17 protein-coding genes and 1 pseudogene are annotated in these 14,265 nt (G+C 61.2%); 6 read left to right on the forward strand and 12 right to left on the reverse strand.

What is annotated here, in order from left to right; all coding sequences use genetic code 11:
• Window positions 1–56 precede the first annotated feature (56 nt).
• The 7 genes and pseudogenes from dusA to C5J24_RS04665 all read right to left on the reverse strand — a co-directional run bounded on the left by dusA (window position 57) and on the right by C5J24_RS04665 (window position 4,661).
• A complete protein-coding gene (gene dusA, locus C5J24_RS04635; RefSeq protein ID WP_105415936.1) occupies window positions 57–1,109 on the reverse strand; it encodes a tRNA dihydrouridine(20/20a) synthase DusA in 1,053 nt (350 codons plus the stop codon).
• A gap of 228 nt (window positions 1,110–1,337) precedes the next feature.
• A pseudogene (locus C5J24_RS04640) lies at window positions 1,338–1,457 on the reverse strand (alcohol dehydrogenase catalytic domain-containing protein); the annotation flags it as partial.
• Window positions 1,458–1,463: 6 nt separating this feature from the next.
• Window positions 1,464–1,889, reverse strand: coding sequence for a CBS domain-containing protein (locus C5J24_RS04645; RefSeq protein WP_105415937.1), 426 nt, complete (start codon window positions 1,887–1,889; stop codon window positions 1,464–1,466).
• A 17-nt stretch (window positions 1,890–1,906) separates the two neighbouring features.
• On the reverse strand, window positions 1,907–2,371 hold the full coding sequence (locus C5J24_RS04650; RefSeq protein ID WP_105415939.1) for a YbhB/YbcL family Raf kinase inhibitor-like protein: 465 nt from the start codon (window positions 2,369–2,371) through the stop codon (window positions 1,907–1,909).
• A gap of 21 nt (window positions 2,372–2,392) precedes the next feature.
• On the reverse strand, window positions 2,393–2,833 hold the full coding sequence (locus C5J24_RS04655; RefSeq protein ID WP_105403538.1) for a DUF2267 domain-containing protein: 441 nt from the start codon (window positions 2,831–2,833) through the stop codon (window positions 2,393–2,395).
• A gap of 98 nt (window positions 2,834–2,931) precedes the next feature.
• Window positions 2,932–3,984 carry an AI-2E family transporter gene (locus C5J24_RS04660; RefSeq protein ID WP_105415941.1) on the reverse strand — a complete coding sequence of 351 codons (1,053 nt, stop codon included), beginning with the start codon at window positions 3,982–3,984 and terminating at the stop codon, window positions 2,932–2,934.
• Window positions 3,985–4,133: 149 nt separating this feature from the next.
• Window positions 4,134–4,661, reverse strand: a complete 528-nt coding sequence (locus tag C5J24_RS04665) for a DUF4142 domain-containing protein (RefSeq protein ID WP_105415943.1) — start codon at window positions 4,659–4,661, stop codon at window positions 4,134–4,136.
• 145 nt (window positions 4,662–4,806) lie between these two features.
• Here C5J24_RS04665 and C5J24_RS04670 point away from each other — a divergent pair, with 145 nt between their 5' ends.
• A complete protein-coding gene (locus C5J24_RS04670; protein ID WP_105403602.1) occupies window positions 4,807–5,025 on the forward strand; it encodes a hypothetical protein in 219 nt (72 codons plus the stop codon).
• Window positions 5,026–5,344: 319 nt separating this feature from the next.
• Here C5J24_RS04670 and C5J24_RS04675 read toward each other — a convergent pair whose 3' ends face one another.
• The 3 genes from C5J24_RS04675 to C5J24_RS04685 all read right to left on the reverse strand — a co-directional run bounded on the left by C5J24_RS04675 (window position 5,345) and on the right by C5J24_RS04685 (window position 7,331).
• The gene (locus tag C5J24_RS04675; RefSeq protein WP_105415945.1) at window positions 5,345–6,340 is read right to left on the reverse strand and encodes a TIGR03885 family FMN-dependent LLM class oxidoreductase; all 996 of its coding nucleotides are present in this window, start codon (window positions 6,338–6,340) and stop codon (window positions 5,345–5,347) included.
• A gap of 86 nt (window positions 6,341–6,426) precedes the next feature.
• Window positions 6,427–6,759, reverse strand: coding sequence for a hypothetical protein (locus C5J24_RS04680; RefSeq protein ID WP_105415947.1), 333 nt, complete (start codon window positions 6,757–6,759; stop codon window positions 6,427–6,429).
• Window positions 6,760–6,887: 128 nt separating this feature from the next.
• Window positions 6,888–7,331 carry an SRPBCC family protein gene (locus C5J24_RS04685; protein ID WP_105415949.1) on the reverse strand — a complete coding sequence of 148 codons (444 nt, stop codon included), beginning with the start codon at window positions 7,329–7,331 and terminating at the stop codon, window positions 6,888–6,890.
• Window positions 7,332–7,576: 245 nt separating this feature from the next.
• Here C5J24_RS04685 and C5J24_RS04690 point away from each other — a divergent pair, with 245 nt between their 5' ends.
• Window positions 7,577–9,256 (forward strand): Na/Pi cotransporter family protein, encoded by a 1,680-nt coding sequence (locus C5J24_RS04690; protein WP_105415951.1) that lies wholly within the window; start codon window positions 7,577–7,579, stop codon window positions 9,254–9,256.
• Here the strand turns inward: C5J24_RS04690 and C5J24_RS04695 are convergent.
• Window positions 9,253–9,786: an NUDIX hydrolase gene (locus tag C5J24_RS04695; protein ID WP_105416648.1), complete on the reverse strand. Its 534-nt coding sequence runs from the start codon at window positions 9,784–9,786 to the stop codon at window positions 9,253–9,255. The genes C5J24_RS04690 and C5J24_RS04695 overlap by 4 nt on opposite strands.
• A gap of 94 nt (window positions 9,787–9,880) precedes the next feature.
• Here C5J24_RS04695 and C5J24_RS04700 point away from each other — a divergent pair, with 94 nt between their 5' ends.
• Together C5J24_RS04700 and C5J24_RS04705 are read left to right on the forward strand one after the other, a co-directional pair.
• Window positions 9,881–10,525: a DUF47 domain-containing protein gene (locus tag C5J24_RS04700; protein WP_105403532.1), complete on the forward strand. Its 645-nt coding sequence runs from the start codon at window positions 9,881–9,883 to the stop codon at window positions 10,523–10,525.
• The gene (locus C5J24_RS04705) at window positions 10,525–11,529 is read left to right on the forward strand and encodes an inorganic phosphate transporter (protein ID WP_105415953.1); all 1,005 of its coding nucleotides are present in this window, start codon (window positions 10,525–10,527) and stop codon (window positions 11,527–11,529) included. The genes C5J24_RS04700 and C5J24_RS04705 overlap by 1 nt, the downstream gene beginning before the upstream one ends.
• A gap of 101 nt (window positions 11,530–11,630) precedes the next feature.
• Here the strand turns inward: C5J24_RS04705 and C5J24_RS04710 are convergent, their stop codons facing one another.
• Window positions 11,631–12,377 carry an SDR family oxidoreductase gene (locus tag C5J24_RS04710; protein WP_105415955.1) on the reverse strand — a complete coding sequence of 249 codons (747 nt, stop codon included), beginning with the start codon at window positions 12,375–12,377 and terminating at the stop codon, window positions 11,631–11,633.
• A gap of 129 nt (window positions 12,378–12,506) precedes the next feature.
• On the opposite strand from C5J24_RS04710, the gene C5J24_RS04715 reads away from it, so the two are divergent.
• Window positions 12,507–13,382: an AraC family transcriptional regulator gene (locus C5J24_RS04715; protein WP_245446512.1), complete on the forward strand. Its 876-nt coding sequence runs from the start codon at window positions 12,507–12,509 to the stop codon at window positions 13,380–13,382.
• 196 nt (window positions 13,383–13,578) lie between these two features.
• Window positions 13,579–14,265 carry a fumarylacetoacetate hydrolase family protein gene (locus C5J24_RS04720; protein ID WP_105415959.1) on the forward strand — a complete coding sequence of 229 codons (687 nt, stop codon included), beginning with the start codon at window positions 13,579–13,581 and terminating at the stop codon, window positions 14,263–14,265.

The following is a 14,265-nucleotide window of genomic DNA, read 5'->3' on the forward strand; positions in this document are numbered from 1 at the left end:
ATCCGAGGATCGCCAAGGGTGGAGTGTGTCTTGTGGGAGCTCGAAAATCTCCGCCCTCACCCCGCCAGCTTCTTCTCCTCGGATTGGACCCGAGGACCGCCGTCGATATCCACCACCGCGAAGGCGGCCGCTATGACCTCCAGCCCGGCACCCGGGCGGGTGGCGTCGGTGGAAAGGATCTGGCGAAACCGCCGTGCGCCTGCAAACCCCTGGAACAGCCCGACCATGTGCCTTGTGACGTGATGCAGCCGCCCGCCCCGGCCGATCAGCTCCGCCGCATAGTCCGCCATCGTATCGCGCAGCGCCAGCCAGTCGAATTCGACGGTGGCGGCTCCTGCAGGGCTGGCATCCTTCAGAAACGCATCCACCCCGGCCAGAAGTCCGGTATTGTGATAGGCGGCGCGGCCGAGCATCACCCCGTCCATATGGGTGAGATGGTTTGCCGCCTGTTCCAGATCGGCGATGCCGCCGTTGATGCCGATGAACACGTCCGGGTTTTCCCGCTTCATGGCATAGACCAGCTCGTAATCGAGCGGCGGCACTTCGCGGTTTTCCTTCGGCGAAAGCCCCTGAAGCCAGGCCTTGCGGGCATGTATCCAGACGGCATCTGCCCCCGCCCCGATTACCTGGGCGAGAAAATCCGGCAGCACGTCCGTCGGCTCCTGGTCGTCGACGCCGATCCGGCATTTGACGGTGACCGGCACGCTCGACACCCGCTTCATCGCCGTCACGAGGTCGGCCACATGCGCCGGCTCCCGCATCAGGCAGGCGCCAAAGGTGCCCGACTGCACCCGGTCCGACGGGCAGCCGACATTGAGGTTGATCTCGTCATAGCCGAAATCAGCAGCGATCCGCACCGCCTCGGCAAGCTTTGCCGGGTCCGAACCGCCGAGCTGCAGCGCAACCGGATGTTCGGCCGGCGAAAAGGACAAGAGCCTGTCGCGCGGCCCATGGATGATCGCATCGGCCACCACCATCTCGGTATAGAGCAGCGCGGATTTCGACAATTGCCGATGCAGGAAACGGCAATGCCTGTCCGTCCAATCGATCATCGGCGCCACAGCGAAGACTGGAGCCTTGGAATATCCAGCCTTTTGAGCTGCTTGCATCACTTTCTTCACCGTCTTCTTTACAATCACCTTCGCCCCGACCCGCCGCTTCGGGGCCGGACCGGGTGCAATCTAGCAAATGGAATTGCGATATACCAAACGAGCAGACGGCCACCGGCACGATTGCCGATCCGCACGTGCAGGGATGCCGCGTCGGCTTTCCCTACTCCATCGACCCTATCGGGGTCAATTTCACAGCGGTCTGGGATTTGCGAGAGAGATCTGCGGAGAGCGTTCACAGCCGGAATAAAGGCCGCGCTGGCAAAAAAAGCATTCGCCGCAGGAGATCGTGAAGGGAACCAGGAGGCGATCCCCTACTTTCAGGTTGGCATTGTCCCGGCCGACGTCCTTTTCTCAGTGCGCGTGAGCGCCGCCCGGACGGGAAACCTTCTTCAATCCGGCTCCTGCGGCTGCGGCGTCCGCAAGGGCGGCATCCCCGAGCGAAATGACGCCCGTCAGCCGTTTGTCGCGATTGACGACAGGAAGACGGCGGACCTGAACCTTGCCCATGTTGCGGGCCACGTCGTCGACATCATCGTCTTCGAAACAGTACTTTACGTCACGCGTCATCACTTCCCGGATTTTCGCATCGCCTCCGAGCCCGTCGGCAAGCCCGCGGATGACCAGATCCCGGTCCGTGATCGTTCCGACGAGCTTGTCGTTGTCACCGACCGGCAAAAAGCCGATCTGCCTGTCGGCCATGCACTTGGCAATCTCGGTGATCGTCTGGTGGGGACTGGCGATCTCGATATCGCGCGACATGATCTCTGACACTTTCATGGTCTTTCCTCCTTCGTTCAGTGGACGTCGAATGTTCCGGTGAGACTGGTCTCCGAGAGAATGTGGCTGCGCGCCTCCTTCCACATCGCCTCGACCCCCGCGCTGTCCGGCACCTTGAGGTTTGGGACGTCGAGGGCGGCGAGACGGAACCGGTAATGGTGCAGGCCGTGGCCTTTCGGCGGTTGAGGCCCGTCGTAACGGGCGTTGCCGAAGTCGTTCGCGGAGAAACGCGGACCGCCGCCGGGCGCCGTATCCGCGCTCTGGCCCAACTGGTTCCAGTCCTTCGGGATATTGAAGACACCGCAGTGGCGGAAGGTCCCGCTCGGTGCATCCGGGTCCTCCACGATCAGTGCGAAGCTTTTGGCCTCCTCAGGCGCATCGCCCCATTTCAAAGGCGGCATCAGGTTTTCCCCGAGGCGAGTATACTTGTCCGGCATGCGTTCGCCATCGGCGAAAGCCGGGCTGGTGAGGGTCATTGTCATTGGTCGCTCCTTCCGAACCCTTCAGTGCGGTTTTTGCGGATCCGGCCAGAGCGCCTGGACTTCCAACGGCAGTCCCTCGCGCACTTTGCGCACCTCGCCGGGATCGATATAATGGGAAAGCACCCGGAAAACCGACCGCACCGCCTCCTTCGCGTCCACCGGACGCGTCGATGAAAGCTCCGCCTTCACCGGTTCCAGGAATTCGTCCAGCGAGCGGGAACGGGTCGGCTGTCTGGAGGGATCGTAGCGGTCGTAATAGGCGCCGCGTACGAGAAGCGGCAGTTGTGCCGAAAGATGTGCGGCCAGTTCGATCGGCAGGCGATCCCTCAGCGTGTGGAGAACCGCGCCCAGCACATGCCAGGCAAGCTGCCGGTCAGGTCCCTGGTCGGCCATCAGATCGTCCAGCCATATGTTGGTGGTTTGCAGCGTCTTGTCGAAGACGGTGAGACCCGAAGCACTCATGGCTTCACCTCCATGATGATGGTTCGAATCTTTCGAACCCCTCAGGGAGACGGAAGTTCCGAAGGCCGTCTTAAAAATGCACGGAGAGGTCGTTGCCCTCACTGGGTATCGGCAACACCCTCCTCCTCGACGAATATTCCCCAGGCGGCGATGAACAGCGCGGCGACGAGCGGTCCGATGACGAACCCGTTGATACCCATCAGAGAAATGCCACCAATGGTGGAAATCAGGACGACATAGTCGGGAAGCTTGGTTTCTCTGCCGACCAGGCGCGGCCTCAGAAGATTGTCGACCAGACCGATGACAAGTGCGCCGACCGCAACCAGCACGATGGCCTTCACCCAAAAGCCGGCAAGCGCCAGATAAACGGCAGTGGGCATCCAGATCAATGCAGCACCGACCGCCGGCAGCAGCGACAGGACGCTCATCAGAACGCCCCACAGCAAGGCCGGCTCCACGCCGAGCGCCCAGAAGGCGACGCCACCGATCGAGCCCTGGATGATGGCAATGATGATATTGCCCCGCACCGTCGCGTGGATGACGGCGGTGAATTTGGAGGTGAAGCGACGGGTATGCGCGTTGCTGAGAGGCAGTGCCTTTCGGATCGTGCGGGCGAGCACCTGCCCGTCGCGGAACATGAAGAACAGCAGATAGAGCATGACGCCGAAAGTGACGAAGAACTGCAGGGTGTTCTGCCCGAGGCTCAAGGCGCGTCCGGCAAAGAAACCACCGCCCTGCATCAGCGCCGCAGAAATACGTTCCCGAAGCGTGTCGAAGCCTTCCAGCTCGATCCGCTCGATCCAGCCGCGGACGAACAGGGGGAGCGATGCCTGCAGCTCTTGGAAAAACCTCCGGACATCGATCTCGCCATTGTCGATGCGTCCATAGAGAAGGTTGCCCTGCTGGACGAGCGAGCTGAGGACGATCAGCCCCGGAATGATGACGACGCAAAGGCAGATCAGGACGGAGAGCGCCGCCGCAACATTTCTGCGCCCGCCCAGACGGGCCTCGATACGAGCATGGAGAGGAAAGAAGATGATGGCGAGGACGATTGCCCAGAATATCGCTGAATAAAACGGCAGGACGACTGCGACGAACGCAATGGTCACCAGGACCAGAAGCACATAAAAACTGACACGCTGAAGGGGCATTCGACCTTTCCGCTTTGAGACCGCTGGAATGGTAACACAAATACGGCTGCGGCGTGGCTCCGGTCTTTCCCCACTATCTTCGTTTGCGCACAGGCCTCGACGGCCGCCGCATAAGCCACAGCCGTCGACGCAAGCCCGTGCAATGGCGATTACTTGTTCAAATCCTCGGCCATCTTCAGATGATGTTCGAGCGCAGGGACCGTCTTTGCCGCCCACGCCTTCAGGTCGGCGTTTTCACCTTCCTTGCCATATCGCTTGAACAGGTCGACGGCATCTTCATGGGCGTCTTCCTGGTCCGAATGATATTGCTTCGTGAACTCTGCGCCATTTAAGCCCTTGAGCTTGGCGATGGACTTCTTTTGCGCGTCGGTCATCGCCGTCGGCAATTTGACTTTCACCTTGCCGCTATCGACGAGCTGTTTCAGTTCCGTCGTCGTCTTTTGATGATCCTGGATCATCTGCTGTGCGAACGTCTTCGTCGCCGCGTCGGCCCGTTCTGCAGCCAGCTTGCTGGATTCGATCTCGAACATGTCGCTCGTTGCAACTTCGGTCACGAAATCCTGGGTCTTCGGAGGGATGCCCGCAAGCGAATTGACGCCCGATTTTTCCGCCGCGGACTGGGCGAATGCCGACGTCGTAACCATTGCCATGGCAGTCACTAGAATGATCTTGTTCATGCAATTCTCCTTTCGCATCAGCGCGAACAACGCATTCCTCGGGTTGTTCCAGGACCAGCAGAAAAACTCCTTTTCGGTCTCCGGAGGGGCCATGTCAGGGCACAAAACCGGCCGTCGATTGTTGGAAAGGTCCAAGGAGGCTGAAATGAGCACTGAAAAACAGACCGAGGGCCTGAATGACAGGCCGAAGAACGCGCCGATAGGCCAGACCGCCGACGGCCTGCCGGATGACAGCGGGCGACCGGTCGAGGTTGACGACGAGACCGTCGAAAGGACGCGTCGCAAGCTCTCCGGCAAGCCTCGCGAAAAGCTTCTGAAGGAAGTGCGGGAGCGGGAGAACGCTTCCCGACTGGGATCCGAATGAACCGTCCGCCGCCGGCTTTGCCTGAGACAAGCCGGCCGGCTTGTTCTGATGCGCCAGAAGAGAAGGCCCGGACACCGGAACGTGTTCCCGGATGAGCACCTCACCCACGGACCTAGCCGATCCCCATCCGCCGGCTGGGCCACTTGGAAAGCCTAGACGCGGCGTCTTTTTCGGTCTTGAGGTCATTGTGAATGGGATGGTTGGATTGAGCACTTGTAACTTGGGTCAGCCATCGTAGTTCCATGGCGCCGGAACTTAGTTCGGCATCGGCCCTAACTCCGGCCAGAGGCCCATCGCCGGACGCGACGACGCCAACCCGTCACCGCCCGTTCCGGTGGCGTTTATCCGCCTTCACGTGAGGCAAAACCTCGCGTCCGAAACGATCGATGAATTCGCGCTGGTTGCGTCCGACATTGTGGACGTAGATTTCCGCAAAGCCCATTGCGGCGTCGGCTTCCAGCCATTCGATGTGCCGGCGGGGGTCGGCCGAAATCCGCACGTGCTGATCCATGTCTTCCGGCCGCACCTTGGCGCACGCCTGGTCGAATTCCTCGGGCAGGCGCAGCGTTTCAGAGACCGCCGCCGTCATTGCATTGCTCCGCCACTGGTCGAACGCGTTTGCCCTCGCCTCCTCATCGGAACCCGCGATGGACACATGGGTCTGCAGGTAAAGCGGTTTGCCCTCGCCGCCGCCGCGCCGAAAACCGTCGACGATCTTGCGAAGGTTGTCCCTTGGCTGGTTGATGGTGATCAACGCGTCGGCCCAGCTTCCGGCCCATTGCGCCGTCTCGGGCGACAAGGCGCCGGCAACGAGGCGGGGCGGCTTTTCGGAAAGGGTATAGACACGCGCCTCGTCCACCCTGATCGGCTGCTCCCGGCTGACCAGCTTGCCCGACCACAGATCGCGGATGATCTCGACCGCCGCCTGCAGCCGTTCGTTCCGTTCCCGCTTCGATGGCCAGCGTTCGCCGGTGACATGTTCGTTCATGGCCTGCCCGCTGCCGACCGCAATCCACGGCAGCCTTCCGGGAAACATTTCGGCGATCGTCGCGGCTGCCTGCGCCGTGATGACCGGGTGGTAGCGCCAGCCCATGGGAATGGTGATGATTCCGAACGGGATCGACCGTGTCGCCTGGAGCGCCGCCCCCAGCCACGCCCAGGCAAAACCCGACTGCCCCTGCCGTTCGCTCCATGGGGTCAGATGATCGGAGGACATCACCGCGCCAAAGCCCGCGGCCTCTGTAGCCTGGACATGCCCGATAAGCTCGCTTGGTGAAAACTGTTCATGGGAGGCGTGATAACCGAAAAGCGTCATGATCCGTTTCCTCGGAGATCAGCCGACGCCGGGCATCGGGCTCAAATCCAGACGGGATTTCTCCTGAAGAATGTTGCCAGCCGCGTTCATCCAAAGGCGATTTCTTCGGCCGAGCGTTCGATATCCTGCCGGCGATGCCTCCTGGGACGCCCCTTCCCGGCCAGAATGAAATCAAGCTCCGCTACGGACGGTCCGAACCGGTCGATGAGGCGCTGCGCTTCCTGTGCGCTCAGGCCATAGTTCTTGACGAGATCCTGGGGCGTATATTTCGGCTTCGTGTCGTTCTGGTGCGGATTGGGACTGTGCTCCTCGTCCGGCAGACGATCTGACTGCGCTTCGGAGGCCGGGGGGACCGGATTGGATCGCGACGGCACGGGAGGCTGCCGGTCGGTAACGGATTCTGTCGTTGGCTGCTGCATGACTTCCTTCTCTTTCGGAATGTCAACAAAAGAGGCCCGCGATAGTTCCCGCAGGCAACTGCTTCCCGTGCCGGATCGCGAAAGTCACCAACGCGATCCGGTCCCACGGCTTGCGCCGTCATGATAGGTTATTCGTTGATCTCAGGCTCGACCACCCTTGCCAGGTTTCGCAGCGACTCCTGCCAGCCGAGATAGCAGGCTTCGGGCGGGATGAGGTCCGGCACTCCTGCCTGCGTTATATTCACCTCGGTACCGACCGAAACCTTCTTCAACGTCACCGTGACTTCCATTTCGCCCGGCAGGTTGGGATCATCGAACTTGTCCGTGTAGCGGACAAGTTCGCCTGGGACGAGCTCAACAAATTCGCCGCCGAAGGCATGGCTGTTGCCGGTCGTGAAGTTCCGGAAGGACATTCTGAACTTGCCGCCGACCGTTGGTTCCAGGTGATGCACGGTGCACAAAAAGCCGTTGGGCGGAAGCCATTTGGCAAGCGCGTCAGCCTCGATGAACGCGCGATAGATCTTTTCCGGGCTGGTTGCCAGAACGCGATGCAGGCGTATGGTGTTCGGCATGGTCGTGATCCTTTTAAAATATGGAATGGACGACTCTAAGGACGAACCAGACTTTGCCAATCCGACATCCTCTCGTCTCAAAAAAATCTCCCGCCTTCCGGGCAATGCCGGATGGTAGCCCCCCAATACCTACCGGTCAGACCTCAGCCTTGAAAAAGCAATAGATCCCGGCAACTATGTTAGCTGGCTAACATCTTGCGCTGCCGGTGCGATTCTCCATCCGGCTGATTACTTATGGAAATGCCATGCCCTTCATCATTGCAATCATCACCATTGCCGGACACATAGCCCTCCTTCTATGGGGGACGCGGATGGTGCAGACGGGCATCCAGCGCGCTTTCGGCCCCAATCTCAGGTCTTTTCTCGGCCGCGCGCTGAATAATCGGATAAAGGCGTTTTTTTCCGGATTGGGCGTCACGGCGATTCTCCAGAGCAGCACTGCGACCGGACTGATGGCATCGGGGTTCGCGGCCGACGGCCTGGTCGATCTTGTCCCGGCGCTTGCCGTCATGCTGGGTGCCAATGTCGGCAGCACGCTCATCGTGCAAGTCCTGTCCTTCGACGTGGCCGCCGCCTCGCCGGCTCTCGTATTGCTCGGCGTCCTGATGTTCCGCCGTACGCAAAATCCGCAGGTCCATGACCTCGGTCGGGTGTTTATCGGGCTCGGCTTCATGCTGCTCGCCCTGCATCAACTGCTCGATGTGCTGACGGAATATGCCGATACACCGGCCTTCGGTGCGGTTCTTTCAGCCATTTCGACCATGCCACTCCTCAGCCTTCTGCTCGCGGCCGCACTGACATGGGCGGCCCATTCCAGCGTCGCGGTGGTCCTGCTCGTCATGTCACTTGCGAGCCAGGGGCTGATCGATCCCTACCAGGCCTTCGCACTGACCCTCGGCGCCAACCTGGGAACGGCGATCAACCCGGTTGTCGAGGGGCAGTCCGGGAAGGATCTTGCGGCCAGACGGCTTCCGATCGGCAATCTGGTTACCAGGATCCTCGGCGTTCTGGCAGCGTTTGCGCTTCTCTCCCCGATTACGGCACTGATGATCCAGATCGAGGGCGATGGTGCCCGGTTGGTCGCGAATTTCCACACGGCATTCAATCTCGTGGTCGCGGTCGTCTTCATGCCGTTCCTCTCGCCCTTCGCAAACGTCCTCGTCAGGCTGCTGCCGCGGCGGATAGACGAGAGCGATCCCGGCCATCCGCGATATCTCGATCCGTCCGCCAAGGAAACGCCGGTCGTCGCGCTGCAGGGAGCGGCGCGGGAAGTCCTGCGGCTGGTCGATGTGCTGGAGGAAATGCTGGCGGGGACGAAGGCTGCCCTGACGAGCACCGATCGCCGCGCCCTGGCGGAACTGCGGCGGAAGGACAACGTCCTCGACCGCCTGAATACGGCGGTCAAACGATACCTCACGTCCATCGACCCGGAAGAACTCAGCGATGTCGACCGGAGACGCCTCGACGAGATTCTGCTGTTCTCGACCGGCCTGGAACACGCGGGCGACGTCGTCGACCAAAACGTGCTTCCCCACCTTGTCAAAAGACTGCGCCGAGGCATGACCTTTTCGAAGGAAGGGCAGCATGAGCTCAGCGGTCTGCTGGACCGCCTCTCGACCAATCTGCGCACCGCCGCTGCGCTTTTCATGTCGCAGGACGAGCGCGTCGCACGCATGCTCGCCGACGAAAAAATCGTCTTCCGGCGGGCGGAGCGCGACGGAACCAACGCTCATTTCCAGCGGCTGCGCGAGGGGGATTTCGATACGGCCGAAACCAGCTCTCTCCACCTGGACCTGTTGCGGGATTTCAAGCAGATCAATTCGCACCTCGTCGCAGCCACGGCCTATCCGGTTCTGGAACGGCAAGGTGAGCTGCTGCAGAGCAGGACCACCTACCAAAGCGCCGGCGATCAGGTTCAGAATTAGCCGCGATTGCGCTTCTTGCGACCCTGCGGCTCAAATTCGACGAGCAGCGACTTGAGTTCGATCTCGCGAACGCGTCGTGCCGCTTCATCAGGGCTGACCCATTCGAGCATACGCTGCCCCTTTTCCTTGAAGCCACCCGTGACCTCCGTGACTTCGATCTGGAACACGTCGACGATACAAGGGACCACATCGCCGTTGTCGAGTTCTTTCAGGTAGGTATAGCGGCCGACCGGCTTCTTCTTCACCGTACCGCTCACGCCTGCTTCTTCCCAGGCTTCGGTGGTCGCGGCCTCGAACGGCTTTTTTCCCTTCATCGGCCAGCCTTTCGGGATGACCCACCGCCCGGCCTCGCGCGAGGTGATCACCAGGATTTCAACCTGAGGGCCGTACTCCCGATATCGAAAGCACAAGGCGCCATATTGTTGGCGAAACGCGCCGGCGAATAGCCTTCCCGGAACTGCCGCAAGTTGCTTGAGCAGCGTCTGGGACCTGTCCGGTCGCAGCTTGCTGCGCTTTTTTGTGGATTTCATGCGGATCAAACTGTCGATTTTGCGTGTTGCTTCAATTGCCCGAGCATGTTTATGACACATTTATGACAGTCAGCCGCATGGGAGGTCGCACGGTATGATGAGTATTTTTCGGAAGCTGATGCCGCGTGAAGACAGTTTCTTTGAAATGTTTTCTCAGCACTCGAAAGCTGTCGTTGCAGCAGCCCACGCGCTTGACCAGCTCCTCAAGGGCAACGAGATCGAGAAGAACTGCGAGCTGATCGTCGCATTGGAGAACGAGGCCGACGACATCACGCGGGAGGTTCTTCTCGCCGTCCGGCGGAGCTTCATCACGCCCTTCGACCGCGGAGACATCAAGGACCTCATCCAGTCGATGGATGACGCGATCGACATGATGCATAAAACGGTCAAGACGATCCGGCTGTTCGAGCAGTCCGGCTTCGATCCGCTGATGCAGCAGATGGGTGGCGAAATCGTCAAGGCGGCGGACCTCATTTCGGAAGCAATCCCCCTCCTCAACAAGGTTGGCTCCAATGCTCACCGCCTTGCAGCGATCGCCGAGGAGATTACCCGCGTGGAGGGCCGATCGGACGACCTTCATGACCAGGGCCTGAAAGACCTGTACCGGCGTCACGGGGCGAGCGGCGACGCGATGGCCTACATGATCGGCAGCGAGATCTACGGCGAACTGGAAAAGGTCGTCGACCGTTTCGAGGATGTCGCCAACGAGATCAGCGGCATCGTTATCGAGAACGTTTGATGGATATCTCTCTCGCCTTGCCACTTCTGTTCGGGTTGATCGCGCTCGCTCTGTTCTTCGACTTCCTGAACGGTCTTCATGATGCGGCCAATTCCATCGCGACGATCGTCTCGACCCGCGTCCTGCGGCCGCAATATGCGGTCGCCTGGGCGGCGTTCTTCAATTTCATCGCCTTCCTTTTCTTCGGCCTGCACGTGGCGGAAACGCTGGGCACAGGCATCATCGATCCGGGGATCGTTTCACCCCAGGTGATTTTCGCCGCCCTCATGGGGGCAATCATCTGGAATATTCTCACCTGGATTTTCGGAATTCCGTCCAGTTCCTCGCATGCGCTCGTCGGCGGGCTGGTGGGCGCCGGCCTGGCAAAGGTCGGCTTCAGTTCGATTGTCTGGAGCGGTCTCGGGAAGACGGTAGGTGCGATTTTCCTCTCGCCGGCCATCGGCTTCCTGCTTGCCCTGGTGCTCGTGCTCCTGGTTTCCTGGCTGTTCGTCCGGCAAACGCCGTTCGCGGTGGACCGGACATTCCGCGTGATGCAGTTTATCTCCGCCTCGCTTTATTCCCTCGGCCACGGCGGCAATGACGCGCAGAAAACGATGGGTATCATCGCGGTGCTTCTGTTCAGCCAGGGATATCTCGGCTCGACCTTCTACGTGCCCTTCTGGGTGGTGATCTCCTGCCAGTCCGCCATGGCTCTCGGCACGCTCTTCGGCGGATGGCGGATCGTCCATACCATGGGCTCGAAGATCACCAGGCTCAACCCGATGCAAGGCTTCTGCGCCGAGACGGGCGGAGCGTTGACCTTGTTCGGAGCGACCTGGCTCGGCATTCCCGTCTCGACGACCCACACGATCACAGGAGCGATCGTCGGCGTCGGCGCCGCAAGGCGGGTTTCGGCGGTACGCTGGGGTCTCGCCGGCAACATCGTGATCGCCTGGATCGTGACGATGCCGGCAACTGCCGCGATATCGGCGGCGTTTTACAGCCTGGCGGATCTGCTGCCATAAGTGCAACCTTGACCATAGGTCGACTTGTCGCGGAGGGGCCCCCGCGGCAAGCCAGTTCGTGGCGCTTGAAAGATAGCTGGCGCAGTGTCGGCCAACCGACGTCAGCCGGCCAGTGCCACGGCGTCGGCGCCGGCAGGAATGCGAGCCGGCGACGATGGATCGGTTGCCGCAAGCCAGACTGCCTCGGCCACGTCGAGCGGCCGGGTGACAGCCGACTGCTCCTGCTCCCAACCGGCGAACACCCTCTGCACCAGACCGGCATACGCTTGCGGGAAGCCACCATGAGCCTGCATGCGGGACCGCGCGTTATCTCCGAAACGGGTGTCGGGCGCCCTTCCCGGCTGTACCAGGCGCACCCGCACGTCGAACTGCTGGAGTTCCAGCGCCAGCACCTCGCTGAAAGCATCCACCGCAGCCTTGCTTGCCGTATAGACGGAAAGCAGAGGAAGCGGCTTCAACGTCACGCTCGACGCCACATTGACCACGACGCCGGTTCTCCGTTGCCGGAATTGAGGCAGGACGGCCTGTGTCACGGCCATCGTCCCGAGAGTGTTCGTCTCGAAGATCTCGCGGACGATATCCATCGATGTGCCTTCAAGGGCATTCAGCCAGCCGATGCCTGCATTGTTGACCAGCACGTCGATTGGTCCGGCGGCATCGATGGCTTGGCGAATGCTTTCGGGATCGGTGACGTCGAGGGCGAGTATCTGGAGGTGCTCGGAGGAAGGCAGAATATTCTCGCGCGGCGAACGCATCGTCGCGATAACCTTCCAATTGCGGTCGAGGAAATACCTGGCGATCTCCAGACCGAATCCGGACGAGCAACCGGTGATGAGAACGGTTTTCATGGCGGCTCCTTCATGTGTTTTGCAGCACCTGAAACCTAGACCGCGGAGGTTGGACTGGCTACAATCAGAAGTCCGGTTGTCATTCGCGAGAGTCCTGAAACGGTCGATCCATTCGCCGAAGTGGTCACATTGCTCCAACCCAGCGTCCCCTCGACGAAACTCGTCAGTGGCGCCGGCGCCTGGTGTGTTCAGCGCCTGGAATCGGGACAGCCCTTCTACTGCGTGATCCTCGAAGGTTCGTCCCGCCTGACCGTCGACGGACAGGAACCGATCGACCTGCGGGAGGGCGACTTCGTTCTGATCCCGTCGGCCTATGGCTTCAGCATGTCGAACCTGGAACCGATGCCGTCGGAGGGCGTGGATCCGTTGACCGTCACCAGGTTGGCGGATGAAATAAGACATGGAAATCCGGATGGGCCGCCCGATGTCCGGTTGATGGTCGGCCGTTTTGTCTTCGGGTCGCCGGACGCTGCCCTGCTGGTGACGCTCCTGCCGCAACTCGTGCACGTTCGCGGCGAGAGACGGCTTGCGACCCTTGTAAAGCTGGTACGCGACGAGGCTCGCGAACAGCGGCCTGCGCGGGACATGATCCTGGCGCGCCTGTTGGAAGTTCTGCTTATCGAGGCGCTCCGGTCCACGGCAGGCACCGCAGCGCCGCCCGGGCTTCTGCGCGGGCTGGCCGATGGACGGCTGGCGGTCGCGATCCGTCGGATGCACGAAGATCCGACCCAGGACTGGACGGTGGAGCAACTGGCCCAGGAAGCCGCCCTCTCCCGCTCCGCCTTCTTCGTTCGATTCCGCCGCGCCATGGGCGTCACCCCGATGGAGTACCTGCTTTCGTGGCGCATGGCTCTGGCGAAGAACCTTCTGCGGCGTGGCGACGGCGGCATGAAGGAGATTGCCGAACGTGTCGGATACAGTTCCGCCAGCGCGTTCAGCGTCGCATTCACCCGCGTTGTCGGATTGCCACCGACGCGTTATGCGCGAGAAGCGAGCCAGACATGAAGTCCGCACAACGGCGCTTCGATCGGAGCCCCCGGCAATCGTCGGAGTGTCTACTCTCTGGCGCCCGGGATCGTTGCCCGAAGGGCGCAAGCTTTTCCTGCGGTCTTGAAAAAGTGCTAGGATTAACCGACGAATTGGGAGACAAAGGGCGCCGTCTCCATCGCCCCCGTGCCCACAGTTTTCCAGGATATTTTCCATGTTTGCGACCGTGATCCCGATGCCCGAAACCGTTCTTCTGCCGGTCGAGGGAGTGGCGGAGCGCTTTCCGGTTCGCCGGGTCTATTGCGTCGGCCGCAACTATGCCGACCACGCGATCGAAATGGGGGGCGATCCGACCCGCGAGCCGCCGTTCTTTTTCCAGAAGAATGCCGACAACATCTATAACGGCGAGACCTTCCCCTACCCGCCGCTCTCCTCCAACGTCCATCACGAAGTGGAACTGGTCGTGGCGCTCTCGGGCGGCGGCGCCGATATTTCGGTCGAGGACGCGCTGTCCAAGGTCTATGGCTACGCGGTCGGCATCGACTTCACCCGCCGCGACCTGCAGGATGTCGCCAAGAAGATGAGCCGTCCGTGGGAGGCCGCCAAGGCCTTCGAGAAGTCGGCGCCCGTCTCGGCCCTCGTCCCGGCCGAAAAAATCGGCCATCCCTCGGCGGGCAGCGTCTGGCTTGACGTCAACGGCGCGCGAAAACAGTCCGGCGACCTCAATCAGCTGATCTGGAAACTGCCGGAGATCATCGCCGAACTGTCGAAACTGTTCGTCCTCGCCCCCGGTGACGTGATCATGACGGGCACGCCGGCCGGCGTTGGCGCTGTGGTGCGCGGCGACAAGGTCACCTGCGGCATCGATGGCGTCGGAGCGCTGTCGCTGACGGTCGTCTGA

The organism is Neorhizobium sp. T25_27, assembly GCF_002968565.1.
GTDB lineage: Bacteria > Pseudomonadota > Alphaproteobacteria > Rhizobiales > Rhizobiaceae > Neorhizobium > Neorhizobium tomejilense.

Bases quoted from the DNA above. Each gene is read 5' to 3' on its own strand.
- dusA (WP_105415936.1), bottom strand. From the start codon at position 1,109: ATGCAAGCAGCTCAAAAGGCTGGATATTCCAAGGCTCCAGTCTTCGCT.
- C5J24_RS04645 (WP_105415937.1), bottom strand. From the start codon at position 1,889: ATGAAAGTGTCAGAGATCATGTCGCGCGATATCGAGATCGCCAGTCCC.
- C5J24_RS04650 (WP_105415939.1), bottom strand. From the start codon at position 2,371: ATGACAATGACCCTCACCAGCCCGGCTTTCGCCGATGGCGAACGCATG.
- C5J24_RS04655 (WP_105403538.1), bottom strand. From the start codon at position 2,833: ATGAGTGCTTCGGGTCTCACCGTCTTCGACAAGACGCTGCAAACCACC.
- C5J24_RS04660 (WP_105415941.1), bottom strand. From the start codon at position 3,984: ATGCCCCTTCAGCGTGTCAGTTTTTATGTGCTTCTGGTCCTGGTGACC.
- C5J24_RS04665 (WP_105415943.1), bottom strand. From the start codon at position 4,661: ATGAACAAGATCATTCTAGTGACTGCCATGGCAATGGTTACGACGTCG.
- C5J24_RS04670 (WP_105403602.1), top strand. From the start codon at position 4,807: ATGAGCACTGAAAAACAGACCGAGGGCCTGAATGACAGGCCGAAGAAC.
- C5J24_RS04675 (WP_105415945.1), bottom strand. From the start codon at position 6,340: ATGACGCTTTTCGGTTATCACGCCTCCCATGAACAGTTTTCACCAAGC.
- C5J24_RS04680 (WP_105415947.1), bottom strand. From the start codon at position 6,759: ATGCAGCAGCCAACGACAGAATCCGTTACCGACCGGCAGCCTCCCGTG.
- C5J24_RS04685 (WP_105415949.1), bottom strand. From the start codon at position 7,331: ATGCCGAACACCATACGCCTGCATCGCGTTCTGGCAACCAGCCCGGAA.
- C5J24_RS04690 (WP_105415951.1), top strand. From the start codon at position 7,577: ATGCCCTTCATCATTGCAATCATCACCATTGCCGGACACATAGCCCTC.
- C5J24_RS04695 (WP_105416648.1), bottom strand. From the start codon at position 9,786: ATGAAATCCACAAAAAAGCGCAGCAAGCTGCGACCGGACAGGTCCCAG.
- C5J24_RS04700 (WP_105403532.1), top strand. From the start codon at position 9,881: ATGATGAGTATTTTTCGGAAGCTGATGCCGCGTGAAGACAGTTTCTTT.
- C5J24_RS04705 (WP_105415953.1), top strand. From the start codon at position 10,525: ATGGATATCTCTCTCGCCTTGCCACTTCTGTTCGGGTTGATCGCGCTC.
- C5J24_RS04710 (WP_105415955.1), bottom strand. From the start codon at position 12,377: ATGAAAACCGTTCTCATCACCGGTTGCTCGTCCGGATTCGGTCTGGAG.
- C5J24_RS04720 (WP_105415959.1), top strand. From the start codon at position 13,579: ATGTTTGCGACCGTGATCCCGATGCCCGAAACCGTTCTTCTGCCGGTC.